The sequence below is a fragment of the Rhizobium sp. 32-5/1 genome (genome assembly GCF_029537235.1).
Taxonomy (GTDB): Bacteria; Pseudomonadota; Alphaproteobacteria; order Rhizobiales; family Rhizobiaceae; genus Pararhizobium.
In genome coordinates this window covers 628,480-652,925 of sequence record NZ_CP120638.1, presented here as the reverse complement: position 1 = coordinate 652,925, position 24,446 = coordinate 628,480, and the positions used below count along the sequence as shown (strand labels likewise).

At 59.6% G+C, this 24,446-nt stretch carries 14 protein-coding genes, 1 tRNA gene and 11 pseudogenes; 12 read left to right on the top strand and 14 right to left on the bottom strand.

Translation table 11 applies throughout. The annotated features are described in order from the left end of the window. Positions 1 to 5: 5 nt before the first annotated feature. Together P6U16_RS03405 and P6U16_RS03400 are read left to right on the top strand one after the other, a co-directional pair. The gene (locus P6U16_RS03405; RefSeq protein ID WP_277702609.1) at positions 6 to 1,241 is read left to right on the top strand and encodes an MFS transporter; all 1,236 of its coding nucleotides are present in this window, start codon (positions 6 to 8) and stop codon (positions 1,239 to 1,241) included. A 220-nt stretch (positions 1,242 to 1,461) separates the two neighbouring features. After that, positions 1,462 to 3,597, top strand: a complete 2,136-nt coding sequence (locus P6U16_RS03400; protein ID WP_277702608.1) for a sodium-translocating pyrophosphatase — start codon at positions 1,462 to 1,464, stop codon at positions 3,595 to 3,597. Between the two features lie 115 nt (positions 3,598 to 3,712). Here P6U16_RS03400 and P6U16_RS03395 read toward each other — a convergent pair whose 3' ends face one another. Then, positions 3,713 to 4,255 carry an outer membrane protein assembly factor BamE gene (locus P6U16_RS03395; RefSeq protein WP_277702607.1) on the bottom strand — a complete coding sequence of 181 codons (543 nt, stop codon included), beginning with the start codon at positions 4,253 to 4,255 and terminating at the stop codon, positions 3,713 to 3,715. Positions 4,256 to 4,386: 131 nt separating this feature from the next. Here P6U16_RS03395 and P6U16_RS03390 point away from each other — a divergent pair. The 7 genes and pseudogenes from P6U16_RS03390 to P6U16_RS03360 all read left to right on the top strand — a co-directional run bounded on the left by P6U16_RS03390 (position 4,387) and on the right by P6U16_RS03360 (position 9,281). Beyond that, positions 4,387 to 4,925, top strand: a pseudogene (locus P6U16_RS03390) (ubiquinol-cytochrome C chaperone family protein). Between the two features lie 50 nt (positions 4,926 to 4,975). Then, positions 4,976 to 5,527, top strand: coding sequence for a DUF177 domain-containing protein (locus tag P6U16_RS03385; protein ID WP_277702606.1), 552 nt, complete (start codon positions 4,976 to 4,978; stop codon positions 5,525 to 5,527). A gap of 199 nt (positions 5,528 to 5,726) precedes the next feature. After that, positions 5,727 to 6,710: pseudogene (plsX, locus tag P6U16_RS03380) on the top strand (phosphate acyltransferase PlsX); the annotation flags it as partial. Between the two features lie 76 nt (positions 6,711 to 6,786). Then, positions 6,787 to 7,757: pseudogene (locus tag P6U16_RS03375) on the top strand (beta-ketoacyl-ACP synthase III). 95 nt (positions 7,758 to 7,852) lie between these two features. After that, complete coding sequence (locus P6U16_RS03370; RefSeq protein WP_277702605.1) at positions 7,853 to 8,191, top strand: integration host factor subunit alpha; 339 nt, start codon at positions 7,853 to 7,855, stop codon at positions 8,189 to 8,191. 185 nt (positions 8,192 to 8,376) lie between these two features. Further along, a pseudogene (locus P6U16_RS03365) lies at positions 8,377 to 8,918 on the top strand (MerR family transcriptional regulator). 69 nt (positions 8,919 to 8,987) lie between these two features. Next, positions 8,988 to 9,281, top strand: a complete 294-nt coding sequence (locus P6U16_RS03360; protein WP_277702604.1) for a hypothetical protein — start codon at positions 8,988 to 8,990, stop codon at positions 9,279 to 9,281. Here P6U16_RS03360 and P6U16_RS03355 read toward each other — a convergent pair. From P6U16_RS03355 to P6U16_RS03325, 7 genes and pseudogenes are all read right to left on the bottom strand, one after another. After that, positions 9,244 to 9,320: transfer RNA gene (locus tag P6U16_RS03355), tRNA-Pro, on the bottom strand. The two genes, P6U16_RS03360 and P6U16_RS03355, sit on opposite strands and share 38 nt — an antisense overlap. 98 nt (positions 9,321 to 9,418) lie before the next feature. After that, a pseudogene (locus P6U16_RS28285) lies at positions 9,419 to 9,996 on the bottom strand (glycosyltransferase family 4 protein). Between the two features lie 72 nt (positions 9,997 to 10,068). Continuing rightward, positions 10,069 to 10,575: pseudogene (locus P6U16_RS28280) on the bottom strand (glycosyltransferase); the annotation flags it as partial. A 69-nt stretch (positions 10,576 to 10,644) separates the two neighbouring features. Further along, on the bottom strand, positions 10,645 to 11,913 hold the full coding sequence (locus P6U16_RS03340; protein WP_277702602.1) for an O-antigen ligase family protein: 1,269 nt from the start codon (positions 11,911 to 11,913) through the stop codon (positions 10,645 to 10,647). Next, a pseudogene (locus P6U16_RS03335) lies at positions 11,910 to 13,471 on the bottom strand (undecaprenyl-phosphate glucose phosphotransferase). Before P6U16_RS03335 ends, P6U16_RS03340 begins: the two are co-directional and overlap by 4 nt. 72 nt (positions 13,472 to 13,543) lie before the next feature. Next, complete coding sequence (locus P6U16_RS03330) at positions 13,544 to 14,701, bottom strand: glycosyltransferase family 4 protein (protein WP_277702601.1); 1,158 nt, start codon at positions 14,699 to 14,701, stop codon at positions 13,544 to 13,546. Positions 14,702 to 14,706: 5 nt separating this feature from the next. Further along, positions 14,707 to 15,282, bottom strand: a complete 576-nt coding sequence (locus P6U16_RS03325) for a polysaccharide biosynthesis/export family protein (protein WP_277702600.1) — start codon at positions 15,280 to 15,282, stop codon at positions 14,707 to 14,709. A 217-nt stretch (positions 15,283 to 15,499) separates the two neighbouring features. On the opposite strand from P6U16_RS03325, the pseudogene P6U16_RS03320 reads away from it, so the two are divergent. After that, a pseudogene (locus P6U16_RS03320) lies at positions 15,500 to 17,646 on the top strand (exopolysaccharide transport family protein). Between the two features lie 16 nt (positions 17,647 to 17,662). Here the strand turns inward: P6U16_RS03320 and P6U16_RS03315 are convergent. The 4 genes and pseudogenes from P6U16_RS03315 to P6U16_RS03300 form a co-directional block, all read right to left on the bottom strand. Next, positions 17,663 to 18,034: a GNAT family N-acetyltransferase gene (locus P6U16_RS03315; protein WP_349017670.1), complete on the bottom strand. Its 372-nt coding sequence runs from the start codon at positions 18,032 to 18,034 to the stop codon at positions 17,663 to 17,665. Further along, positions 17,938 to 18,924, bottom strand: a complete 987-nt coding sequence (locus tag P6U16_RS03310) for a GNAT family N-acetyltransferase (RefSeq protein WP_277702599.1) — start codon at positions 18,922 to 18,924, stop codon at positions 17,938 to 17,940. The genes P6U16_RS03315 and P6U16_RS03310 overlap by 97 nt, the downstream gene beginning before the upstream one ends. A 154-nt stretch (positions 18,925 to 19,078) precedes the next feature. Then, positions 19,079 to 19,833, bottom strand: a pseudogene (locus tag P6U16_RS03305) (metallophosphoesterase family protein). Position 19,834: 1 nt separating this feature from the next. Continuing rightward, complete coding sequence (locus P6U16_RS03300) at positions 19,835 to 20,056, bottom strand: DUF2842 domain-containing protein (RefSeq protein WP_277702598.1); 222 nt, start codon at positions 20,054 to 20,056, stop codon at positions 19,835 to 19,837. Positions 20,057 to 20,236: 180 nt separating this feature from the next. Between P6U16_RS03300 and P6U16_RS03295 the strand changes: the two are divergent. After that, a pseudogene (locus P6U16_RS03295) lies at positions 20,237 to 21,321 on the top strand (COX15/CtaA family protein). 45 nt (positions 21,322 to 21,366) lie between these two features. Here the strand turns inward: P6U16_RS03295 and argC are convergent. Both argC and speB read right to left on the bottom strand, forming a co-directional pair. Continuing rightward, a pseudogene (gene argC / locus P6U16_RS03290) lies at positions 21,367 to 22,298 on the bottom strand (N-acetyl-gamma-glutamyl-phosphate reductase). 93 nt (positions 22,299 to 22,391) lie between these two features. Further along, the gene (speB, locus tag P6U16_RS03285) at positions 22,392 to 23,348 is read right to left on the bottom strand and encodes an agmatinase (protein ID WP_277702597.1); all 957 of its coding nucleotides are present in this window, start codon (positions 23,346 to 23,348) and stop codon (positions 22,392 to 22,394) included. A 226-nt stretch (positions 23,349 to 23,574) separates the two neighbouring features. Here speB and P6U16_RS03280 point away from each other — a divergent pair, with 226 nt between their 5' ends. Beyond that, complete coding sequence (locus P6U16_RS03280; protein ID WP_277702596.1) at positions 23,575 to 24,429, top strand: acyltransferase; 855 nt, start codon at positions 23,575 to 23,577, stop codon at positions 24,427 to 24,429. Positions 24,430 to 24,446: the final 17 nt, after the last annotated feature.

The window sequence follows — 24,446 nt, the reverse complement described above, 5'->3', positions numbered from 1 at the left end:
ACGAGATGGACGCGCAGCAGGGCAACGGGCAGGGAACGACACCGGACCTGCGCGCCGCCCGCCGCAACGTCTACCTGTTGACAGCCGCCCAAGGGGTTCTGGGCACGCTCGGCCCGATCTCCTTTGCTGTTGGTGGCGTCGCCGGTTACCAGTTGCTCGGCGACGACAAGTCGCTGGCAACGGCGCCACTCACCGGTTTCAATATTGGTGTGGCGCTGGGCGCGGTGCTGGTCGCACTTTTCTCGCGCCTGCTTGGACGGCAGGCCGCCTTCATCGTCGGTGCGCTGTTGGGCGCCTGCGGCGGCGCGGTCGCAGCCATTGCGCTGTTTCGCCAGGATTTCTGGATCTTTGCGCTCGGGCTTTGCATCGCCGGCATGTCCGGCGGTTTTGCCCAGAAGATCCGTTTTGCGGCGGCTGATGCCTCGCCGACCCACTACAAGCCGCGTGCCATCTCCTGGATTCTTGCCGGCGGCATGATCTCCGCGGTGCTCGGTCCGCAGCTGGTCATCCTGACCAAGGATGCTTTCGCGCCCGTGCTCTTTGCCGGCGCGTTCATTGCGCTGGTGCCGGTCTGTCTCGCGGCCATCACTCTCCTCTTGTTTCTACGTCTGCCGGACCTTCGGGCGCCGCAGACGACGCAGGCCGTCGCCGCCGCCCGGCCGCTCCGCGAAATCGTGCTGACACAGCGTTTCCTGACCGGCATGATTTGCGGCATCTCCACCTATGCGCTGATGACCTTTCTGATGACCGGTGCGCCGATCGCCATGGTCGTCGGCTGCGGCTTCTCCACCGATATGGCGACACTCGGCATCCAGTGGCATGTGCTTGCCATGTTTGCCCCAAGTTTTTTCACCGGCATGCTCGTGACCCGGTTTGGAGCGGAGAAAGTGGTGGCCGTCGGGCTGCTGATCCTCATGCTGTGCGCGGTCGTCGCGCATCAGGGTATTGCGCTTTGGAATTTCTGGGGTGCGCTCATCCTCCTCGGACTTGGCTGGAATCTGGGCTTCATCGGCTCGACCGCCATTGTCGCGGCAAGCTACCGGCCGCATGAGGCCGACAAGGTTCAGGGCTTCCACGACATCATCCTGTTCACCGCGGTGGCGCTTGCGTCTTTTGGTTCCGGCAAGGTTTTGACCGCCTATGGCTGGGATATGCTGAACGCCGCGGTGTGGCCGGTGACCCTGACCTGCTTCGTACTTCTGGCATTTTTGATCCATTCCGGGACAAAGCGGACGGTTTGACCGTAACCCGCCGCTTAAGCCTCCGGTTCGTTCCCGGAAAAACCGCTAAGTCTCACAAAACAGACAGTTTTGACCGCTCTGCAGGGCTTGACGATACCGATTCGTCACAGCACTCTTGCCCCCGCATGGGCCGCCGCGCTTGAAGAGGGAGCGTGGCCTCAATGTGATTTTTAAGCCTGTGGGACGGAGTAAGCTGCGGGCTAACGGAGGAAAGAGCGAAATGACCATTCTACTGGGCGTTATCGCATGCGGGTTGCTTTCGGTGGTGTATGCCATCTGGACGACCCGGTCGGTGCTTGCCGCCGATCAGGGCAATGCCCGCATGCAAGAGATTGCAGGCTTCATACGCGAGGGGGCGCAGGCCTATCTCACACGTCAATATAAAACTATTGCCCTTGTCGGCGCCGTCGTCTTTGTCGGTGTCTGGGTCCTTCTTTCTGCAACGTCCGCCATCGGCTTCCTGATCGGGGCAGTTCTGTCGGGTGCGGCCGGTTTCATCGGCATGCACATCTCTGTTCGCGCCAATGTACGCACGGCGCAGGCTTCATCGGTCAGTCTTGCAGCGGGCCTTGATATTGCCTTCAAGTCGGGCGCGATCACCGGCATGCTGGTCGCCGGTCTCGCTCTTCTCGGTGTCGCGATCTATTATCTTGTTCTCACCGCAGGTCTGGGCCAGGCGCCGGGCTCGCGTGAAGTCATCGATGCGCTCGTGTCGCTTGGCTTTGGCGCTTCGCTGATTTCAATCTTCGCCCGTCTCGGCGGCGGTATCTTCACCAAGGGAGCCGATGTCGGCGGCGATCTCGTCGGCAAGGTCGAGGCCGGCATTCCTGAGGATGACCCACGCAACCCGGCAACCATCGCCGACAACGTTGGCGACAATGTCGGCGACTGCGCCGGCATGGCGGCCGACCTGTTCGAGACTTATGCAGTTTCGATCGTCGCGACCATGGTGCTGGCCGCAATCTTCTTTGCCGCAAGCCCGACGCTCGACGTCGTCATGGCCTATCCGCTGGCCATCTGCGGCGCCTGTATCATCACCTCGATCATTGGCGCTTTCTTCGTCAAGCTCGGCTCGAACGGCTCGATCATGGGCGCGCTCTACAAGGGCCTGATCGTCACCGGTCTTTTGTCGATCATCGGTCTTGGGGCGGCAACGTCGCTGACCATCGGCTGGGGCTCGATCGGCGCCGTCGAAGGCAAGGATATCACCGGCACCAACCTGTTCATCTGCGGCATCCTTGGTCTCGTCGTAACGGCCTTGATCGTGGTGATCACCGAATACTATACCGGCACCAACAAACGTCCGGTCAATTCGATCGCCCAGGCCTCGGTCAGTGGCCATGGCACCAACGTTATCCAGGGGCTTGCCGTTTCGCTGGAATCGACCGCACTCCCGGCCATCGTCATTGTCGGCGGCATCCTGTCCACCTACCAGCTGGCTGGCCTGTTCGGGACCGGCATCGCCGTGACCGCCATGCTCGGCATTGCCGGCATGATCGTTGCGCTCGACGCCTTCGGTCCGGTAACCGACAATGCGGGCGGCATCGCCGAAATGGCGCATCTGCCACCGGATGTGCGCAAGGCAACCGACGCGCTCGATGCGGTCGGCAATACAACGAAGGCCGTCACCAAGGGTTATGCCATCGGTTCGGCTGGCCTTGGCGCGCTGGTCCTGTTTGCCGCCTATTCCAACGACCTCAAATACTTCGCTGCCAATGGCGACAAGTATCTGTATTATGCGGATGTGGGCACGATCTCGTTCGACCTGTCCAACCCTTATGTCGTCGCCGGCCTGATCTTCGGCGGTCTCATCCCCTATCTCTTCGGCGGTATCGCGATGACGGCCGTTGGCCGTGCGGCTGGCGCCGTCGTTGAGGAAGTGCGCCGCCAGTTCCGCGAAAAACCGGGCATCATGGCGGGCACCGATCGCCCGGATTATGGTCGCGCGGTCGATATGCTGACCAAGGCTGCGATCCGCGAAATGATCGTGCCGTCGCTGCTTCCGGTCCTGGCGCCGATCGTCGTCTATTTCGGCGTGCTTCTGATTTCGGGTTCCAAGGCATCTGCCTTCGCGGCTCTTGGCGCCTCGCTGCTCGGCGTGATCGTCAACGGCATTTTCGTGGCGATCTCGATGACGTCGGGTGGCGGCGCCTGGGACAATGCCAAGAAGAGCTTCGAAGACGGTTTCATAGACAAGGACGGTGTAAAGCACATGAAGGGCTCTGATGCGCACAAGGCGTCGGTGACCGGCGACACGGTCGGCGATCCCTACAAGGATACGGCTGGACCGGCCGTCAACCCGGCGATCAAGATCACCAACATCGTCGCCTTGCTGCTTCTCGCGGTTCTGGCTTAATCAAACACATGGCGGGGCGCTGAACGCGCCCCGCCCATTTTTACAACGATCGCATGAAAAAACCGCGGAAACTAATTCCGCGGTTTTTTGCATTGAGGGTATGGAACGCTGCTTGTCAACGGCCCCTGCTGCCGCCATCGCTTCCGTCGGCGAAGATTGATCTTGCCATGCTCTTGCCGATGCCGTTGCCCGAAAGCAGCTGGCTGAGGAAGGTCATTTCGCGGCCGCCGGTCGGCGTCGTGCGCGAGATCATGTCGAAGACCTTGCCATCTTGCAGCGTGTAGTGCGCCAGCTTCTCGACGACGCCTTCCTGGTCGAAATAGACCGTCAGGATGCTCTGGTCGACAAGCTTGGGCTTCATGAAAGCCACGGCCCGCGTCCGCTTCTGGGAGATGTAGTAGAACACCTCGTTGTCGAAGGTCGCTGTGGTCGATGGCGTTCCGAGCGACAGGAGAACCTGCTCGCGGCTCGATCCAACCGGCGCCAGCGCCAGCGTTTCCTGATCGACGACATAGCCCTGGTTGAGGACTTCACCAGCACCAGCACCCATCATATCTGTTGTCTTGCACCCCGTCAGCGCAGTGCCACAGATTGCCAATGTTAGAACAACGCTACGCAGTTTCATGTCAGACTTGAAATACCGTTTCGTCAACGACATCTCCCTTGGGGTAAAGATGGCAGATGCGCCATTGCAATTCGTGCCTGCTTCGGTAAACCAGCTTCAGCAATCATGCAACAACAGGATGCGTGGGTGCAGGCACTTTGAAGCAGCCAAACTTGGGCTTTATGATGATTTTCGGACTGTTCGGCAAAAAAATAACAATGTCGCCATCGTCGAGCGCCAATACGGCTTTTTGACCGCAGCGGCGCGTCGTCCGGTGCTCTACGAGGATCTGGGTGTTCCCGATACGGTGATGGGCCGGTTCGAGATGCTGTCGGCCGTTCTCATCCTGTATTTCCGCCGCACTCGGACCTCCGCGCGAACCGGCCAGGAGATCGCCCAGGAAATTGTCGATGCGTTCTTCGAGGACGTGGATCACTCGATCCGGGAACTCGGCGTGGGTGATGTCGCCGTTCCCAAGCGCATGAAAAAGCTGGCCGGCATGTTCTACGGCCGCCTCGAAACTTATTCCGCAGCACTTGAAAGCAAGGATGCCGCGGCGCTGACGGAGGCGCTGAAGCGCAACTTCCATCCGGAGGCCTCACCCGCCGAGGTGTCGATGCAGGGACTGGCCGCCTATCTGTTCGAGGCGGAAGCCGCACTCGCCGGCCTTGGCGAGGAGCTGGTGGAAAGCGGCATGCTGGACGTGCCGGAGCCGCGCGCCTAACAAGCACGGTCGCGGAGCGGCTCACCATTGCCATCCTTAAGGATTCTACAATGACACATGACGAAAAACCGGCATTTTCCTATCCGGTGAAGGTTGGCAACATCTCCGCCAATGCGGTGACGGTGCGTCTTTCCGCCGATGACAGGGAGCGCCTGGATCTTGCAGCACTTTGGGATGTCGTTGAGGTGCAGTCCCTGTCTGCCGAACTGCAGATCAATCGCTGGAAAAAGGACGGCGTAAGGATTCGCGGGCGCGTCGCGGCAAATATCGTTCAGGCCTGCGTCGTGACGCTCGAACCCGTGGAATCGGAGATCGATGAAGCCATCGACGTGATCTTAGTTCCGGAAGGGTCGCGGCTTGCCCGCATCGCTGCAAACGACACGGGTGAAATGTTCGTCGATCCGGAGGGGCCGGATGTGCCCGAGGTGTTTACAGGCGATACGATCGACGCCGGGATCGTGGTCGCCGAACATGCAGCGCTTGCCATAGACCCCTATCCGCGCAAGGACGGCGCCGCTTTCGGGGAACGGATCGAGAGCACCAAGGACGATGATGTCCGTCCCAATCCGTTTGCTGCGCTGAAGGACTGGAAAAAGGACTGACACTCGTGTACGCGGCACAAATCGGTTGTCACAGAACCGAAAAAAGGTATTTTGGCCGCAATCCAGCCCCGTTGGGCCAACTGTTCCGGAAGACGGGCATCGGTGGTCCAAACGTCATGAAAACACGTGTGTCTCCATCGCTCAAATGGTTGCGCTGAGACGAAACATGCGGTGTGGCAGGAAAAAGGATAAGACACGCGTGGTCAGAATTTCTCTTGATGTTATGGGCGGCGACTTCGGTGCGCAGGTCGTCATTCCGGGTGCCGCAAGGGCGCTCGAGCGTCATCCCGACATCCGTTTCGTGCTTTTCGGTGTTGAGTCGGAATGTCTTCCGCTTCTCGACAAACATCCGAAGCTGAAGGCTGCCAGCGTCTTCCATCACAGTGAAATCGCCATTGCCATGGACGAGAAGCCAAGCCAGGCCCTGCGCCGCGGCCGTGGCAAGTCGAGCATGTGGAACGCGATCGATGCGGTCGGAAAAGACGAGGCGGATGTCGTCGTCTCGGCCGGTAACACCGGTGCGCTGATGGCGATGTCGGTCTTCTGCCTGCGGACGATGTCGGGCATCCAGCGGCCTGCGATCGCTGCGATCTGGCCGACGTTGAAGGGCGAAAGCATCGTGCTCGATGTCGGTGCGACGATTGGTGCCAATGCACAGCAACTCATGGATTTCGCGCTCATGGGCGGCGCCATGGCCCGCGCCCTGTTCGAGGTGGAGCGACCGACGCTTGGCCTCTTGAATGTCGGCGTCGAGGAGATCAAGGGCCAGGAAGAGGTCAAAGAAGCCGGGCGCCTGCTGCGCGAAGCCGGCCTCGACAGCATCGATTATTTCGGCTTTGTCGAGGGCGACGATATCGGCAAGGGAACCGTCGATGTCGTGGTCACGGAAGGTTTTTCCGGCAATATCGCGCTGAAGGCGGCAGAAGGCACGGCGCGGCAGATCGCCGAATACCTGCGTGCCGCAATGTCGCGCACATTGCTTGCCAAGATAGGCTACATCCTGGCAAAAGGCGCCTTTGATCGACTGCGGGAGAAGATGGACCCGCGCAAGGTCAATGGTGGCGTCTTTCTGGGCTTGAACGGTGTGGTGATCAAAAGCCATGGCGGTACGGATGCGGAAGGTTTCGCGGCCGCGATCGACGTCGGTTATGATATGGTCCGAAATGGCCTGAAGGCGAAGATCGCCAATGATTTGCAGAAATATCGTGCTGTGGCCGCTTTCGGTGCGCTGCCGCGAGCACGAGCGATGAGGTTTGAAAATGATCCGTTCTGTGGTTCGCGGCTTCGGGGCAGCACTCCCCAAGCAGGTGGTGACCAATCTCGATCTGGAAAACAAGGTTGACACGTCCGACGAGTGGATCGTGCAGCGGACCGGTATCCGCCAGCGCTATATTGCAGGCGAGGGCGAAACGACGGCATCGCTTGGAGAGGCCGCGGCCCGCGCCGCCCTCGACAATGCCGGCCTGACACCGGCCGATCTCGACCTGATCATTCTCGCGACCTCGACGCCGGACAACACCTTTCCCGCCACGGCCGTCAACATCCAGGACCGGCTCGGAATGCACCATGGTGCCGCCTTCGACGTCCAGGCCGTCTGTTCGGGCTTCATCTTCGGCGTAACGACTGCGGATGCCTATATCCGCGGGGGCTTGCCAAGCGGGTGCTGGTCATCGGTGCCGAGACGTTTTCGCGGATCCTCGACTGGACCGACCGGACGACCTGCGTGCTCTTCGGCGACGGCGCAGGCGCGATCATCCTCGAAGCGCAGCAGGGAACCGGCAGCAATAGCGACCGCGGCGTCCTGACCACGCAACTGCGCTCCGACGGCGCCCACAGGGAAAAGCTCTATGTCGATGGCGGCCCCTCGACGACGGGTACGGTCGGCCATCTGCGCATGGAAGGCCGCGAGGTCTTCAAGCATGCCGTCGGCATGATCACCGATGTCATCGAAGCCGCCTTTGCCGCCACCGGCACCACGGCGGACGATCTCGACTGGCTGGTGCCGCACCAGGCCAATCGCCGGATCATCGACGGTTCGGCCAAGAAGCTCGGCATCCCGCTTGAAAAGGTGGTCGTCACCGTTGACCTGCATGGCAATACATCTGCCGCCTCCATTCCGCTGGCGCTCAATGTCGCGGCCTCAGACGGGCGTATCAAGAAGGGCGACCTCGTTCTGCTCGAGGCCATGGGCGGAGGCTTCACCTGGGGCTCTGTCCTTCTGCGCTGGTAAAAAAATACCGATATAAGGCAGGCGCTTGACCGGAATAGACAAGGGCAATAGTCTTCGCTGGCTAGTCGATATAGCAGAAAAGTCGGTGGGGGAAGATGAGCGGAAAAACGGTAACACGGGCGGACTTGGCTGAATCGGTTTTCCGCAAGGTCGGTCTTTCCCGTACGGAATCGGCGGAACTGGTCGAAACCGTCATTGATGAAATCTGCAACGCCATCGTGCGGGGCGAAAGCGTCAAGCTATCCTCTTTCGCAACCTTCCAGGTGCGCGACAAGAACGAGCGCATCGGCCGCAATCCAAAGACTGGCGAGGAAGTGCCGATCTCGCCACGCCGGGTCATGACCTTCAAGGCCTCCAATGTGCTCAAGCAGCGCGTGCTGAAATCGCATATTGCGCGCAAGGCAAAGCAGAAGCCGGCCGCTTCGGCTTCCTGATCTACCTTTAGCCTGGCAGGCATCATCCGAACGGAATCTTCGGTCCAACCCGCTGAACATGGTTGAAAACCCATCCATAAGCCGTTGAAATAGACACGATTCGTGTAATCATCGAATCGTGGTGTTGCCTTGATCTTTTGGTCTTGGTGACAAGGACGCAGCCGCGACCTTCGAATGGGGAAGACATGGAAAAAAGCCCGGATGCGTTTCGCACCATCAGCGAGGTGGCCGACGATCTCGATCTGCCGCAGCACGTGCTGCGCTTCTGGGAAACGCGGTTTCTCCAGATCAAGCCGATGAAACGCGGCGGCGGGCGTCGCTATTATCGCCCTGACGATGTCGATCTGCTGAAGGGCATTCGCCACCTGCTCTATGACCACGGTTATACGATCAAGGGCGTACAGAAGCTCCTGAAGGCCAATGGCAACAAATTCGTCGCCGCCATCGCCAGTGGCGATCTGGCGACCGTCGAGGCTCTGGCTGCCGCCAATAATGATGAGACAGGGGCGCGCAGCAGCAACCCAAGCTCGGAAATCCCGACGATGATCAGATCGTTGGCCGCGCCAAGGCGCCAGCCAGCCGTCGCTTCTTCTCCTTCGTCGGTAATGATGACGTGCCGGAAATCTCGCTCGGAAAAACCTCGGTCGGCAAGGAGGATCGCGCCTTGTTGCAGGAAGCTCTCTACGATCTTCTCGAATGCAAGCGTCTTCTCGATCAGGTGCGGTAACGCCTTGTTCGCCTGTGGGGCCAAAAGGGAAGGTTGCCGTTTGTTCCTTGCAAGACAAGGAGATTGATCATGGACAGACAGCCGGATGCCCGGGATACCGATCACAATCAAAACACGGACGTTTCACGGCAGGAAAATGTGGCGGAGAAGGATGAGGCGACTCGGCCGCCGATCATCAAGCCTGGCGATCATCGCAGTCCGCAGGACCCGGATCTCCCCTTGGCGGAAATCTCTAAAGCAGATGCAGAAACAATTCTACGACGCGCAGACCTGCGCGTCGTACATGCTATGCAATTGAGGGCTGTCAATTTCCGGTGGGGAATTTTGGTCGGAGTGGCGGGATTCGAACCCACGACCCCTTGACCCCCAGTCAAGTGCGCTACCGGGCTGCGCTACACTCCGAGCCGCCGCAAGACCTATAGTTTCGGAATGCACCGTGCAAGGGGAAAAAGCTGGTATCACAAACAAAATGAGAGTGTCGCCGGCTGTGAAATCCCGCCTTATCTCCGAGCTGCCAGCTTCCGGTAGAGGGCCTCTGTCTTGTCGATCATTCCCGACACTGCGTAATCGTCCTTTCGCGCCATCGCTGCGGTGTGGAGGGCGGTGTAGGTTTCCGGTTGCGCAATCTTGACCATGGCGGCGGAAAGGGCAGCGATGTCGTCACTGTTGGGAACGATGAAGCCGTTGATTCCCTCCTGGATGACGGATCCGGCGCCGCCGATATCGGTGGAAATGATGGGTTTGCCGCCGGCGGCTGCCTCCAGCATGACGTAGGACATCGCCTCGTAGCGGCTCGGCATGACCAGCACATCGAAACAGGCAACGGCCTGGGGACCGGAAAAGGCGCTGGTCAGGTGGATTCGACTTTGCAGGCCGCTGGCTTTGATCGCTGCTTTTGTTTCCCCTCCAGTTCACCGGCGCCGACCATCACCAGATGGGCGTCGCCGATCCGCGATGCTGCATGGGCGAAAGCCTGAAGCAGACGCTCGGGCGCTTTCTGCGGCGACAGGCGGCCGATGAAACCAAAGACCAGCGTATCCGATCCGATGCCGAAGCTGGCGCGTACGGTCTGTGCCATGCCGGTGGGTGGCGGGTCGACCCCATTGCGGATCACGGATAGCGTCTCCGCGGGAACGCCGAGCCGACGGGCGTGGCGATACTCGTCATCGGAAACGCAGATCAGGTGATCGGTGAAAAGGCGAGCCAGCAGAAGTTCGATCGAGCCATAGATCAGGCGACCGGCAAGGCCAAGCGTCGGGTCCATGGTGCGGAAAGCATGCGGCGTGTAGACGCGTGGCACATGCGGGCCGGGCAGGCGCAGCCTGGTGAGCGCGCCGGCCTTGGAACTGTGTCCGTGGACAATATCGAAGCGGCCGTCCCTGATGATTGCCCGGAGCGCCTTGTGCGCGGCGATGTCGGTGCGCCCGGGTGCGCGCTTCATTGAGACAGCGTGGACGGCCGGCAGGTTGAGCGCCCTCAGTTCACGCAGGAAAGTCTCCTCCGCCCGCAGCGGTGAATAGACCGCCTCGACGTGATGGCCGCGCGCGGCAAGGCTATGGCAGAGATCCAGGAAATGCCGCCCCGATCCGCCGCCGCTGGGTTCCAGAACCTGAAGAATTCGCAAGGGTCGTGAAGTCGAGTTTGCATCGCTGGTCATGGTCTTGGTCCGCTGCGTCCGGCTTTGTAAAGCGGCCGTACCGTCGCCTGAAAAGGGTGAATCAAAGCCTTAAGGGAACCTCTGCACGCCGCCGTGACGCCTCGTGCCGGTCCGTGCTTTCTGGCGATACCGGTATTCCAGTGCGCCGCAGCCCCAGACAATGCCGAGCAGCAGATAGAAATGCCGCCAATGGTCGGTGTCAATGACTGTCCCGATGGCGGTATGGCCGATCAGGACGATCCAGGCGATCATCAGATAGGGCTGCCAGGGTCTGTCGAGCAGGAGGAAGCGAAAGCCTATGGCGAAGGTCCAGATGATCAGCGTGACATAGCAGAGGAAGCCGAGCCATCCGTAGGACGTAAGCGATTTCAGCCAGATATTGTGTTCGTCCTCCGGAAAGATGGCACTAAAAACCATCGGTCCTATACCGAGCGGCTGTTCCATTGCCATCAGGAAGCCGATCCGATGGCGCTCGAACCGACCGAGATGACCGCCATCATAGTCCTGGACGAGCTGGGTGCGGCTTGAAAACAGGCTGGACACCTGCTCGAATTGCAGGGCGACGACAAGCGCTGAGATCATCAGGATTGCACCACTGAGCGCCAGCACCAGGATTTTCAGGCGAAAAGCGCCGGTTCTCTCTTTCATCAGCATGACGAAGACGAGCGCACAGGCGCAGAACAGATAGAGCCCCCATGCCGCGCGCGAAAACGACAGAAACAGGCCGAGCGCCATAATCAGCAGGCAGATGACCCGCACCGGAGCGCGCGACAGCCGGTCGGTGAGTAGGCCGTGCATCAGGAAGAGGGACGGGGCCACGAGAAAGGGCCCGAAGACGTTGGGATCCTGAAACGCGCCCTTGGCGCGGTCATAGAGCGTGAACTGCTCCCCGCCGGGAATAGCGCCGAAATAACCGAGAATGCCGAGCAGGGACGTGATGACGCCGGCTGCCACCCAGGCGTCGAAGATAAGCTTCAGCCGCTCCTGGCGGGCTTCGATGATGGCTGCGTAAAAGACGGATGACAGGGCCAGGAAGGCCGAAACGGCGATGTACATCGGCCCCGTTCCGAGATCCTTCATCACGGTCAGCGACAGGATGCCGCCGGTGTTGAAGAGGATCAACAAGGCGAGCAGCGGCGCCGTGTAGCGAGAGATCTTCAGGCCGCACAGCGCCCACAGCCCGATAAGACCGGCCATGAAGACTTCGTACGGTGCCGGCTCCGCGATCACAAACCCCGACAGAAAGACGCCGAACGTCACCATCGCCGATCCGAGGATCGAAACGGCGGCAAGCTGCGGCCGAAAGGCAGGGGGCTGCGTGACGCCGATTGCCATCAATAAGCGTTTTCGGTGTTGAGCAGCCGGAACGGCGTCAGGAACAGGATTTTGAGGTCGAACAACAGTGACCAGTTCTCGATGTAATAGAGATCGAAAGCGGTGCGGAATTTGATCTTGTCATCATGATCGATTTCGCCGCGCCAGCCATTAATCTGCGCCCAGCCGGTAACGCCCGGCTTGACGCGATGACGGGCGAAATAACCTTCGACGACATCGGAATAGTTGCGGTTCTGCGTCTGGGCAAGCACGGCATGCGGCCGCGGGCCGACCAGTGAAAGTTGTCCCTTGAGGACATTGAAGATTTGCGGCAGTTCGTCGATGGACGATTTGCGCAGGAAGCGCCCGACGGAGGTGACGCGCGGGTCTCCTTGGTGACGGCATTGCGGGCTGTCGGGTCGCTCATGTTGGTATACATCGACCGGAACTTATAAACTTCGATCATCTCGTTGTTGAAGCCGTGGCGCTTTTGCTTGAAGATGATCGGACCTGGTGAATTGACCTTGACCGCGATCGCGGCCCCTATGAAGACGGGCCACAGCAGGGCAAGCGCGACGAGGCTGAAGAAGATGTCGAAGATGCGCTTGGCGACCGAATCCCAGTCTGTGATAGGCTTGTCGAAAATATCGAGCATCGGCACATTGCCGACATGCGAATAGCTGCGGGGGCGGAAGCGCAGATTGTTCGCATGGGCAGCCAGACGAATATCCACAGGCAGGATCCAGAGCTTGCGTAGCAGTTGCAGGATGCGAGCCTCGGCCGAAAGCGGAAGAGAGATGATCAGCATGTCGATGCGGGTCAATCGAGCGAAATCGACGAGTTCGGTAACGGTACCAAGCTTCGGATAGCCTGCAATCACGCTGGGCGAGCGGCGATCGTCGCGATCATCGAAGATTCCGCAGATGCGGATGTCGTTGTCTGGTTGGCTTTCGAGCGATCGAATGAGATCCTTTGCCGCCTGACCGCCGCCAACAATGACGGCGCGGCGCTCCATGATACCATTGCGGACCCAGTGGCGGATCGAATAGGACACGAAAGCGCGCTCAAGAAACAGAAAAGTTGCGCCTGACAAAAACCAGGAGCCGAAAAACACACGGGAGTAGGGGCCGCCGACCTTGGTCAGGAACAGGACGAGAGCAAGCGCCGCGAAAGAAAGCATCCAGGCGCTGATGAGGCGCGGCAGGCAGCGGATTGCAGATCGTAGCCAGATCACCTGATAGGCATCGGCAAGCTGTAGAAAACCAACCATCAGCGCTGACCCGCCGAGCAGGATACCGAGATAAACGAACCAGTCATTCAAACCGGGCGCCACGTAAAGCATCAGGATGGCATAACCGATGGCGAAGAGCCCGCTGAATTCAAGCAGCCGCAGCAGGCCGATGATCATCGTCGGGGAATAGGTGTCCGCCCTAAACTGCTGCGCGATGCGCCTGGCCAGCGGGTTGAGTTCCTTGGTTTTGGGCTCCTCAACAGTTTCATCGGCACCGATTGTACGGATCTCGGAAATCTTCTTGCGAAGCGCTTCCGTATCAAAGGTTTCCGGTCTGTCGATCTTGTTCATGATGCTTTCCGCCATTGCCCTTGATCGGAGATAGCAGAAAGCCCCTAAAAAACGCTTACGTGCGCGGCGGGATCAAGTTTTTCCGGCGGCCGATTCCGGCACAAGCTGACGGTACAATTGCAGCATTGTGGCGGCCATCGTGGATGTCGAGAAGCGCTCCTTGAAGCTATGCGCTTCCGGCATGACACGCTGTGCCCAGCCCGGATCGTTTATCGCGGCAGCCATGATCTCTGCCAGCGACACAGCATCATCTGGCGTTGCAAGCGCCGCGTTTTCAGTGCCCAGCACTTCAGGTATGCCGCCGACTCGGGCGGCGATGACAGGTTTGCGTGCGGCAAGTGCCTCGAGAACGATGTAGGGCATGGACTCGGCGCGCGAGGGCACGACGACGTTGCGGGCAAAGACAAATGCGTCACGCGCCTTCATCGCTGGCAGCATTTCGATGCGGCGGCCGAGACCGCGCTCCAGCATCATCTTTTCATAGTCGTCTTTTTGCGGTCCGTCGCCCACCATCATGGCCGAAAGCGGCCTGCCAATCAGACGCTCGGTGCGAGCAAAAGCGTCGATGAAGAGGTCTGGCCCCTTCAGATCACGTAACATCCCGATATAGAGGAAGTCCACCGCATCTGGGCGGGCATAGACAGTCTCGAAATCCCGCTCGTCGATGCCATTATAGATGCGTTCGCTACGTACGCGCGGGCGGCCGACTTTGGCGTTATAGGTGTCGCGCTCGAAGTCGCAGACGAAGACCATCGCGTCTGTGAGAAACTCCTGCAGACGTTCGGCCAGGAAAACCATTTTGCCGGTGATCCGTGACCCGTCATAATGCAGACTGCCGCCATGCGGCGAATAGATGCGGGCGACGCAATACCTGTTTACCCGCAAGGCTGAGCCGATAATCCGCGCAACGCCGCCGCCCTTGGCGCCGTGTCCGTGCAGGATGTCCGGCCGCAAACTTCTTATCTCCTTGAAACTGCGCCAGAGAGCAGCCAGATCGCCCGGTCCGACCGAACGTTGTATGGGCAGACGCATCAACCCGAGCGACAGATACGGCCTTATCTCGTCGAACAGAGCGTCCTCGAAATTTCCACCCGTTGTGCTGTCGCAGAGAATGCCGACCTCATGTCCGGCCCTGGCATGCGCCACGACCAGATCCCGGACATGGCGAAAAATTCCGCCTACCGGAGATCGAAAACAATGAATGATGCGCAACGGGCGGGGGTCCGTCATGGCTGTCAGAACAGCCGCTCACGAACGTAAATGGTGTCGCCGGCCATGATCGGATCCGAAATCGATACCCGGCCGGTGAGAATTTTTCCGTTGATCTTGCGCGTAACATCGACATTCGCCTGGTTGGCACGCGGCGAATATCCACCGGCTACGGCGATGGCGTTTTGAACGGTCATGCCGGGCACGTATGAATATTGGCCGGACTGGCCGACTTCGCCCATGATGAAGACGGAGCGGTAGCGATCAACCTCGATCGTGACGTCAGGATCGCGCAGATATCCCTGGCGCAGTTTCTCGGCAATCATCTTTTCCATTTCGGGCAACGTATGGCCACGCGACGGCACGGCACCGATCAGCGGGAAGGCGACATAACCTGCTTGATCGACGGTATAGCTCCCCGTCAGGCCGGCCTGCTCAAAGACGCTAATGCGTAGCCTGTCACCGCTATCGATGCGATACGGCTGGATCGTCGCTTCGTTGAAGGCGCGCGGGGCCGGTTGATAGCTGCTGCAGCCGGCAACGGAGACGCACAGCGCAACCGCTGCGAATGCCAAACCTGTTTTCAATCGTGCGAACGTCATTAGGCTCTCGCGCTCCGGAATTCCTGCAATACCCAAATGTTATCGATCCGTTAGGGTTAATAGCCGGTAAAGGGCGCCAAAAATCCTGGGAGAACCGGCGTTTCGTCGGTGCAAGAACGGGATAGGCGTAAAAACGCCGTTCCTGCGCCCATTAACCCTTGTGTTACCATGTTTGTTTACGTTGACCGAAAGTTGTTTTGGTTCGGAGTAAAAACGCATGTCGGGCGTCAACGGTGGTCATCAGGATGTCGATATCGATCTCGGCGGGCTCTTCCGAGCGATCTGGGACAAGAAGGGGCGCGTTCTCCTCGCCACGGTCTGCTTCGCCGGCATGGGTTTTGTCGGCGCCAGCCTCATGTCGCCGGACTACCAGAGCGAGACGCGCCTCCTGATTGAATCGCGTCAACCGGAGTTTAGCGGCGTCAACCAGGCGCAACAGCCGCCGGTCGATGTGGCTTTCGACGAGATCCGCCATTTCCAGCCAGGTACAGGTGTTGCGTTCGGTCGATCTGATCAAACAGGTCGCCCGCGAAATGAAGTTGTATGAGCTCCCGGAATTCGATCCGACCGCCAATCCTTCCGCGATCTCGGATCTTCTGGTGATGCTTGGCATTAAGAAAAACCCGCTCGACCTGCCGCCGGAAGAGCGGGTGCTGAAGGAATTCCAGGAAAAGCTCCAGGTCTACCAGGTGGAAAAGTCACGCGTTATCGCGGTGCAGTTCACCTCAAGGATCAGAAGCTTGCGGCTGCGATCCCGAACGAAATGGCAAGGGTCTATCTGTCGCTGCAAAGTGGCGCCAAGCTTGATTCAAACTCCGAGGCGACCCGTTGGCTCGAGCCGGAAATTGCCAACCTGCGGGAAAAGGTGCGCGAGGCGGAAGCCAAGGCCGCCGCCTATCGCGCCTCCCAGGATCTCCTGCCGACGGGTGACAACAGCACATTTGCGATAAAACAGCTGAACGATATTTCCGCAGAGCTTGCCCGCGTGCGCGGCGAGCGGGCCAATGCCGAGGCGCGAGCCGAAGGCGTGCGTTCGGCCCTGTCCAATGGTCGCGCCGTCGATACATTGAACGACGTGGTTGGTTCGACGATGATCCAGCGGCTGAAGGAAACCGAATCCACCGTGCAGGGCCAGATCGCCGATCTTTCGACGACCTTGCTCGACGGTCACCCGCGGTTGAAGGCGCTGAAATCGCAGTTGCAGGAATTCGCGCGCAGATCCGGACCGAAACCCAGAAAATTCTTGGCAGTCTCGAAAATGAAGCGAGCGTCTCTCAACTGCGCGAGCGACAACTCGTCCAGCAACTCAACACGCTAAAGGCGACATCGGCCCAGGCTGGCGAAGACGAAGTGGGCTTGCGAGCGCTGGAGCGCGAAGCAACGTCGCAACGCCAGTTGCTTGAGACCTATCTCGCGCGCTATCGAGAGGCGACGTCGCGGACCGGCGTGAATTCGACCCCGGCTGACGGGCGAATCATCTCGAAAGCGGTCGAGCCGACAGAAGTGCATTTCCCAAAGGTCCTGCCGATCACGATCGTTGCGGCGCTGGCTGCGTTCCTGATCAGTTGCGTGATCATCATGTTGAGCGAACTTTTCAGCGGTCGCGCCTTGCGTCCGGTGAATTATGAAGAGGATCAATCCGAGGCTGCAGAGCCTGCCGTTCTCACGACCACGACGGAGGTGAAAGCGGTCGAGCCTAAGATCGCCCGCAGCCTCCTTGAACAGCCGGTTGCGACACAGGAGCGAGATGTCGAGGCAGAGGCGGGCGCTGACGATTTTTCAGTCGAAGCGGTTGCCTATCATATCTGCAGCAACGATATCCGCGTCGCCGTCTCCATTTCGCCCTCCGGCGACCAGGGTTCAACCGCGACTGTCATGCTAGCGCGGTTGATTGCGGAGGAGGGGCGTAAGCTCGTGCTCATCGACCTCACAGGTTCTGCCTGCCCGACACGTCTGATGGCGCCATCCGCCCAACTTCCGGGGATCACAAATTTGCTTGCGGGTGAGGTGCCGTTTACTGAAACGATCCATGCCGACCGGCTTTCGGATGCCCATATCATTCCGCAGGGTGATGCCAATCCGGCCATTGCCATGCGCGGTATCGAGCGCCTGCAGATGATTGTCGATGCGCTGTCCAATGCCTATGACACGGTTCTGGTGGAGTGCGGCCCGGCCGACGTCAGTGCTGTCCGCAAGGTGATGCGCTCGACCGAAACGGAAATCATCCTCTCTGCTCCGGCGGTCAGCGACGAGGACATCATCGATCTCATCACCGGCTTTGGTGATGCAGGCTACAATGACATCGTGCTGATGACGGCAACGGGCCTGCCGCAGCCAGGACATCCGGGCCGTCGCGCGGCGTAGGATGTAGACCAAGAGATCAATCGTCGGTCTCGGCTGATGTCACCGCGGACGTTCCCTGCCGGCGCTGCCGTAGGCGCTGGACAAAGGCGTAGATCTTGCGGTTACTCTTGATCGCGCTCTTCATCGAAACGATGCTGCGGTGCGACCAGGCCGCGATCCGGCCGCGCAAAGTCAGCGGCAGCACGATATCGCGCTGGATGGTTTCGACCGTGCACCAGGAGCGCTTGTAGGGCTGGTCGCCTATGCCGAAATCGAACAGGGCGGCACCTTCCGCGCAATAGCGGCGGATCATCAGATAGAACAGCAGTTCACCGGGGCTGCTATCGGCCGCAACGGTCTCGTCGATCGAGCCGAACTGGCAGATGACATGATCGCCCTTGCGCGACAATCCGGCGATCGCGATGATTTGGCCTTGGTGTTCCCCCGCAGGCGGATGGCGTTGAGCTCCAGCGGCTGGCCGTCTGGTGTTTCGCCAAGGGCTGCAAGGCGGTGGAAAAATGCCTGCGTCTGCTCGTCCTGGAAGACATTCGGCAGGCCGAGCGCCTTGAAGCGGGCCGCCTTCTGGGTAAAAAACAGGTCGAGAATCGCGCGGCGCTCTTCGCTTGTCTTTGCAACGATATGGTCGTAGCCGCCAAGCGCTTCGAGGCGCTTTTCCGAAAGGCGGAATTTCTTGCGTCGGCGCTTGGCATTGATCTGTGCCAGCGTTCCCTCGAAATTTGCGGAAAGCGGCAGTTGGTACGAGGCGTTCTGGTTTCTCACGGCCGGCAGGCTTGCCAGGGGATGGCAGGCCCCACGCCATTGGAATGGCATTTTTTCCAGAGTGACGATATCTGCGACCCGCGAGAGCTTTTCTTCAAGTTGCTGGATGACCGATGCCGCAAAGTCCTGCGGTGTCAGATCGCCAAGATCGCTTGAGAATAGTCCCGTGTTGATGTTGCTGTGTGGCGAGCCGATGAAGCGGGCGGTGCGGAACAGCGGTCCGCGCACCAGTTCCAACGGCAGGATGAAGGTGGTCTTCTGGCCGAGTTTGCCGCGTACCAGCAGAAGTGGATTGTCGTGGCTCTGTGACCAGGCCTTACACCAGTCGAAACCCTGATGCAGGGAAACGGTGTTGGAAGCTTCAAGTTCGCGCCAATCAGCCTCCAGCGCTTCGAGGTCTACATGCACGGAGAGATCGAGCCTATTGGCGGCGGATTCGCTGGCTATAGCACGTATTGCCCGCGATGCGCGTTGGCGCATCTCGTCCACCGGCATCATGTTGAAGTCGACATCTGTCATGATCAAGCTCGCCCAGGGGTCGGTTTTCACCACCTTTTTAACGCGCAATGGCTGCGCGTTCCTTTCAATAATGGACGAGTGGGCCGATCAACCCGGAATACCGGGAAATGCGGTTAGCGAAATGATAAGGCCGCGGCGGTCTCCGAGCGCTGCGTCAGGGCAGCCAGCCGGTCGATAGAGCGCTGGCCCATTCGGCATGTCCCCGCTCCGCTGCAAGCCTAGCCATGGCGAGGTTGTCGTAGCGGACGCGGCGGAAGCTGACATTCCATGCGTCACCGGTTGTCTCCCAGCCTGTCTTTTCCAGAATGGCATAGGAGGCGTCGGGCGAGCCCGTTTCGACCTTGTGAAAGACGGGTTCGTCGTCGTCAAAACCGGGGCAGCCGACGCTACCGGGGTTGACGATCAGGCGTCGATCGGCAATCCGCACGGCGCGGGGGATATGGGTGTGGCCACAGAGGATGACCGGGAAACTCTGATCGCCGGCCAGTTCCTCGATTCGCTGGCGGGCGGACATGTGCACCACACCATCAGCGGTCAGGTCTTCGAGCCAATAGGCTGTGTCGCTGGAGGGGTACCGTGGCAGAGCAGGATTTCATCGCGGTAGATGAGCGTTGGCGGCAGCGCCCGCAGCCAGTCGAGATGGCGAGGCTCCAGTTCGGCGTGGGAGAACCGGTCCCAGCTGTTCATATCGGCTGGATCAAGCGTCGCCAGCCAGCGGTCGTGATTGCCGCGGATCGAGGGAAAATCGGGCTCGATCAGGATGTCGGCGGTGCGGGCGGCATTCAGCGGTCCGCTCAGATGGTCGCCGAGGTTGACGACTTCCTTGATGCCTTGCAACGCAATATCAGCCAGCACGGCTTCCAGTGCGAGATCATTCCCATGGATATCGGCGATGACGGCTATGCGCATGTCAGGGCCTTTCAGCGCGCTTGTCCGGCTTGGCCATCCATTTGATGATCAGCATGGCCGGAAGGATCCAGAGCAGGCCGGTGAAGAAGAAGTACGCGAGATGTACCCACCAAGGCGAGGTCGCCAGCAGCAGCGTGGCGAAGGTCGTTGCCGCCAGCGCATAGACGATGACGAGAATGACGATCAGGAATGTGCCGATCAGTTTTCGGAGACGTACGGGCATTGCGGTCTTTCCATTTCGGCGGCCTGGTTTTGCCGGCGGCGACAGCCGCGACGGCATGCCGCAAAGGGTAAGCCTTGTTTTGCATGCTGCTCTGGTGCAAATCAACACGCTTGAAGCACGATCGCTGAGACAATTCGCCTCTCGTTGACGCGGATCGCGCTTGATATGTCAGGAGCCAGCATGACCAGCGCGCACATCATCAACGAACCCTCGCTCGCAACCAGAATAAACGAGGCAGATCGCCACCGTGCCCATGTACGGCTTTGGCTGGGGATCGTGCTTTTGGTTCTGTTCGCGCTCGTCCTTGTCGGCGGTGCAACGCGGCTTACCGAATCCGGCCTGTCGATTACGCAGTGGAAGCCGATCCATGGCGTCATCCCGCCGCTGAGCGCGCAGGAATGGGATGAGGAATTCGCGCTTTACCAGAAGATCCCGCAATACCAGCAGATCAACCAGGGCATGACGGTCGATCAGTTCAAGACGATCTTCTGGTGGGAATGGGCACACCGGCTCCTCGCGCGCACCATCGGCCTTGTCTTTGCTTTGCCGCTTGCATTCTTCTGGCTGAGCGGCCGCATCGAGAAAAGGCTGAAACTGCCACTGGTCGGCATTCTCGCGCTTGGTGGCTTTCAAGGCTTCATCGGCTGGTGGATGGTGTCCTCCGGCCTCGTCAACCGCACCGATGTCAGCCAATACCGGCTCGCCACCCATCTGGTGATCGCCTGCCTGATCTTTGCCTCCTGCATGTGGATCATGCGTGGGCTGTCACCGCATGCCGGTGATGCGGCGCCGACGAAAAGCTCGAAAAAATGGCCGCGATCATCGCCGTCATGGCGCTTGTCCAGATTTACCTCGGTGCGCTTGTGGCGGGCCTTGATGCCGGCCTGAGCTACAACACATGGCCGCTGATGGATGGCGCGCTGGTGCCGGGCGATCTGTTCGTCCAGCAGCCGTTCTGGCTGAATATCTTCGAGAACCCCAAGATGGTTCAGTTCATCCACCGCCTGGGTGCCTATGTGCTGATGGCGATGGTCCTGATGCACATGATCGCCTCGTTGCGCGCCGCACCGGAGACGACCCATGCGCGCCGCTCGGTTCTATTGTTTGCGCTGGTCTGTCTTCAGGCCTTGATCGGCATCGTCACTCTGGTTCTGCAGGTGCCGATCGGCTGGGGCGTGCTGCATCAGGGCGGCGCGTTGGTCGTGCTCGCCTTCGCTATTGCCCACTGGCGTGGCTTCGTCGGCGAATATCCACGCCCAGAATAAGGGAAGCGTGTGAAGGCGTGGCGATGGCGGTCGCCACGCGCTGGCCTATGCCGAGAGCATGAGGTCCATGTTCTGGACGGCCGCACCGGACGCACCTTTGCCAAGATTGTCGAGCAGGGCGACAAGGTTGACCTGGTAGCCGCCAGCCGAGCCGAAGACGAAGAGCTTCATCGTATCCTTGCCGGCAAGCTCCACCGCATCGACGCGGCCCATGGCCGCGCTCGTGGCAAGCGGCACGACCTCGACAATCGACTGTCCGGCATAATGCGCCGTTAGTGCCGCATGGATGCTTTCGAGCGTCGCGCCATCGTTCAGGTCTTCGAGATGAAGCGGAACCTGCACGATCATGCCCTGCGGGAAACGACCGACGGAGGGGAGAAGATCGGCGCGCGAGCCAAGAGGCCGTGCATCTGCATCTCGCCGACATGTTTGTGCTTGAGCGGCAGGCCATAGAGGAAATGCGGGGAGGCGATGTGCTCGGGATGGCTGGCATCTTCCATTTGCGCAATCATCTGCTTGCCGCCGCCGGTATAGCCGGAAACAGCATTGACGGTCACCGGATGCCGCTCGGGCAGAATGCCGGCCTGGCGTAGCGGCCGGACAAGGCCGATCGCGCCGGTCGGGTAACATCCCGGATTGGCGACGAGGCGTGCGTCACGGATTTTATCAGCCTGCGCGCCGTCCATTTCGGCAAAACCATAGGCCCAGCCGGGTGCGATCCTATGCGCCGTAGACGTGTCGATGATCCGCACGCTGTTATTGCCTTCGAGCATACCGACGGCCTCCTTCGAGGCATCGTCGGGAAGGCAGAGGATGGCGATGTCTGCACTGTTCAGAAGGTCCTCGCGCATCGCGGCATTGCGCCGTTCCGCTTCCGGGATCGACAACAATTCGACATCCGGGCGATCGGCCATGCGGACGCGGATTTGCAGGCCGGTAGTGCCGTGCTCGCCATCGATAAAGATCTTTGGTTTCATGATTTTATCCTGTCCTGCCATAGGATTAGCCGCTATTGCGGAATCAGTTTGGCATGAAATTGAATCAGTTTGACAACAAGCGGCCGGAGACCGCTAGCCTCGCCGTTCCGCCAGCTGTTCGGCATGAAGGCCGAGCATATACATCGCGATGGTAGAGGCCGCAATGGCGGTGATATCCGCATGGTCATAGGCGGGCGCTACCTCGACGACATCGGCACCCTTGATGAACAATGCCCCGAGTTTGCGGATCACCGAGAGAACCTTCGCCGAAGAGGGGCCGCCGGAAACCGGCGTGCCTGTGCCTGGTGCATAGGCCGGATCAAGGCAGTCGATGTCGAAGGTGAGATAGGCAGGTCGATCCCCAACGTGATGAAGGATGACATCAGCAATTTCGGCGGCACTCATCTCCTCGACGTCATAACCATACATGACGCGGATACCGCAATCATCCGGCGCATGCGTGCGAATGCCGATCTGGATCGAACTCGCGGGTTCAATGAGCCCCTCGCGCACGGCGCGGCCGACGAAGGAGCCGTGGTCGATGCGCCCTTTTTCATCGGCCCATGTGTCCTGGTGCGCGTCGAACTGGACGAGCGATAGGGGGCCGTGAATTGCGGCATGGGCGCGCAGAAGCGGTAACGTGACGAAGTGATCGCCGCCAAGGGTCAAGAGGAATGCGCCGCTCTTGAGTATTTTAGCCGCTTCGCGCTCGATCGTCTGGGGCGTCTTGCTGTGGTTGCCATAGTCCAGCAGGCAGTCGCCGTAGTCTATCGTCGCCATGTCGGCAAACAGATCGCGCTCGAACGGATATTGCGGATCATTGTCGAAAATCGCCGATGCGCGGCGGATTGCCTGTGGCCCAAAGCGCGCACCTGGACGGTTCGAGGTTGCTGCGTCGAACGGGATACCCCAGACAACCGCTTCAACGCCGGCGAGCTGTTTGGTGTATTTTCGCCGCATGAAGGAGAGGATGCCGGCATAGGTGGGATCGCTGGCAGCACTCGTCAGCGTTTTTGCCGTTACCGCGTGATCGATCGTCTTGTTGGCCAATTTAGCAATCCTTCCCGCTGTCCATTTAGCTGCGTGTTGCGCGACGATAAAGCCTGTATGGCCCCCGCGAAACGGGCGCTCAGGAATTTATGGTGAAGGAACCTAAGTTTCTGGCCTGGAACTTGCTGCGCCAGTCCATGGCGGGGTTTGCCCGGGTTTTTCTGTTTCATTTCGGAACGGAAACATGCTGCGCCTCCCAGATTAGTACAAAAGGTGATGATCAATAATGATCCTGGAAAAGCGGCAGGCGACCGATACGGGGCGAGCGGTACCCCGAAGCGGGCGTTCGCAAGCTTCGGCCTCGTGCAGATCGTCAACCCGGCCAATGGAAAGAAAACAGGGAACGACGATCGACTCGATCCAGTATCTGCGGGCAATCGCCGCATGGCTGGTTGTTGCCTATCACCTGTCTGCTTCGCTTGAATCGCAGCTTGGTTGGGAGCACAGCTTTGCCATCGGGGCGATCGGCGTGGATATTTTCTTCGTGATCAGCGGCTACATCATGGCCATGATCGCATCCCGGACTGTCCGGTTTTCTGCAACTGAGTTTCTCCTGCGCCGTTTCGTCCGGATAGCTCCACTCTACTGGATGGTGACTATTATCTTCTGCCTGCTGTGTTTCTTGGTTCCTGCTGCTGTCAACAATCCGGATGTTACACTTAGCCGGCTGGTGTCGTCGCTCTTATTCATCCCCGACGTGATGACCGGAACGCCATCGCCCATACTGATCATCGGCTGGACGCTGAACTATGAGTTCTTTTTCTACGCCATCGTCGCAGGTTCGGTCTGGTTTACCGGCGACAGGACACTGCTGACCGCGGCTCTGATGCTCTGCGGCTGCGTCATCATGGGTCTGTTGCTGGACGGAAATTCGATTTTTGAGTTCTATACGCAGCCCATCGTCATGGAATTCGTGCTGGGTATCTTGATCTGGAACTATGGTTCAGTGGCGACTGATCATCGCTGGTTCGTGCCCGTGTGGTGTGTCTGTTTGCCGGTCATTATCTGCACACTGGTTGTCAGTGGCATCTATGACGACAATGCGCGTTTCCTGATTTGGGGGTTCCTGCAGCCGTCTTAGTGCTCGGGGCGATACCG

Coding starts and splice junctions, on each gene's coding strand:
- P6U16_RS03300 (WP_277702598.1), bottom strand. CDS start 20,056: ATGCCCGTACGTCTCCGAAAACTGATCGGCACATTCCTGATCGTCATT.
- P6U16_RS03400 (WP_277702608.1), top strand. CDS start 1,462: ATGACCATTCTACTGGGCGTTATCGCATGCGGGTTGCTTTCGGTGGTG.
- P6U16_RS03370 (WP_277702605.1), top strand. CDS start 7,853: ATGAGCGGAAAAACGGTAACACGGGCGGACTTGGCTGAATCGGTTTTC.
- P6U16_RS03385 (WP_277702606.1), top strand. CDS start 4,976: ATGACACATGACGAAAAACCGGCATTTTCCTATCCGGTGAAGGTTGGC.
- P6U16_RS03360 (WP_277702604.1), top strand. CDS start 8,988: ATGGACAGACAGCCGGATGCCCGGGATACCGATCACAATCAAAACACG.
- P6U16_RS03330 (WP_277702601.1), bottom strand. CDS start 14,701: ATGACGGACCCCCGCCCGTTGCGCATCATTCATTGTTTTCGATCTCCG.
- P6U16_RS03280 (WP_277702596.1), top strand. CDS start 23,575: ATGATCCTGGAAAAGCGGCAGGCGACCGATACGGGGCGAGCGGTACCC.
- P6U16_RS03310 (WP_277702599.1), bottom strand. CDS start 18,924: ATGACAGATGTCGACTTCAACATGATGCCGGTGGACGAGATGCGCCAA.
- P6U16_RS03405 (WP_277702609.1), top strand. CDS start 6: ATGGACGCGCAGCAGGGCAACGGGCAGGGAACGACACCGGACCTGCGC.
- P6U16_RS03325 (WP_277702600.1), bottom strand. CDS start 15,282: ATGACGTTCGCACGATTGAAAACAGGTTTGGCATTCGCAGCGGTTGCG.
- P6U16_RS03395 (WP_277702607.1), bottom strand. CDS start 4,255: ATGTCGTTGACGAAACGGTATTTCAAGTCTGACATGAAACTGCGTAGC.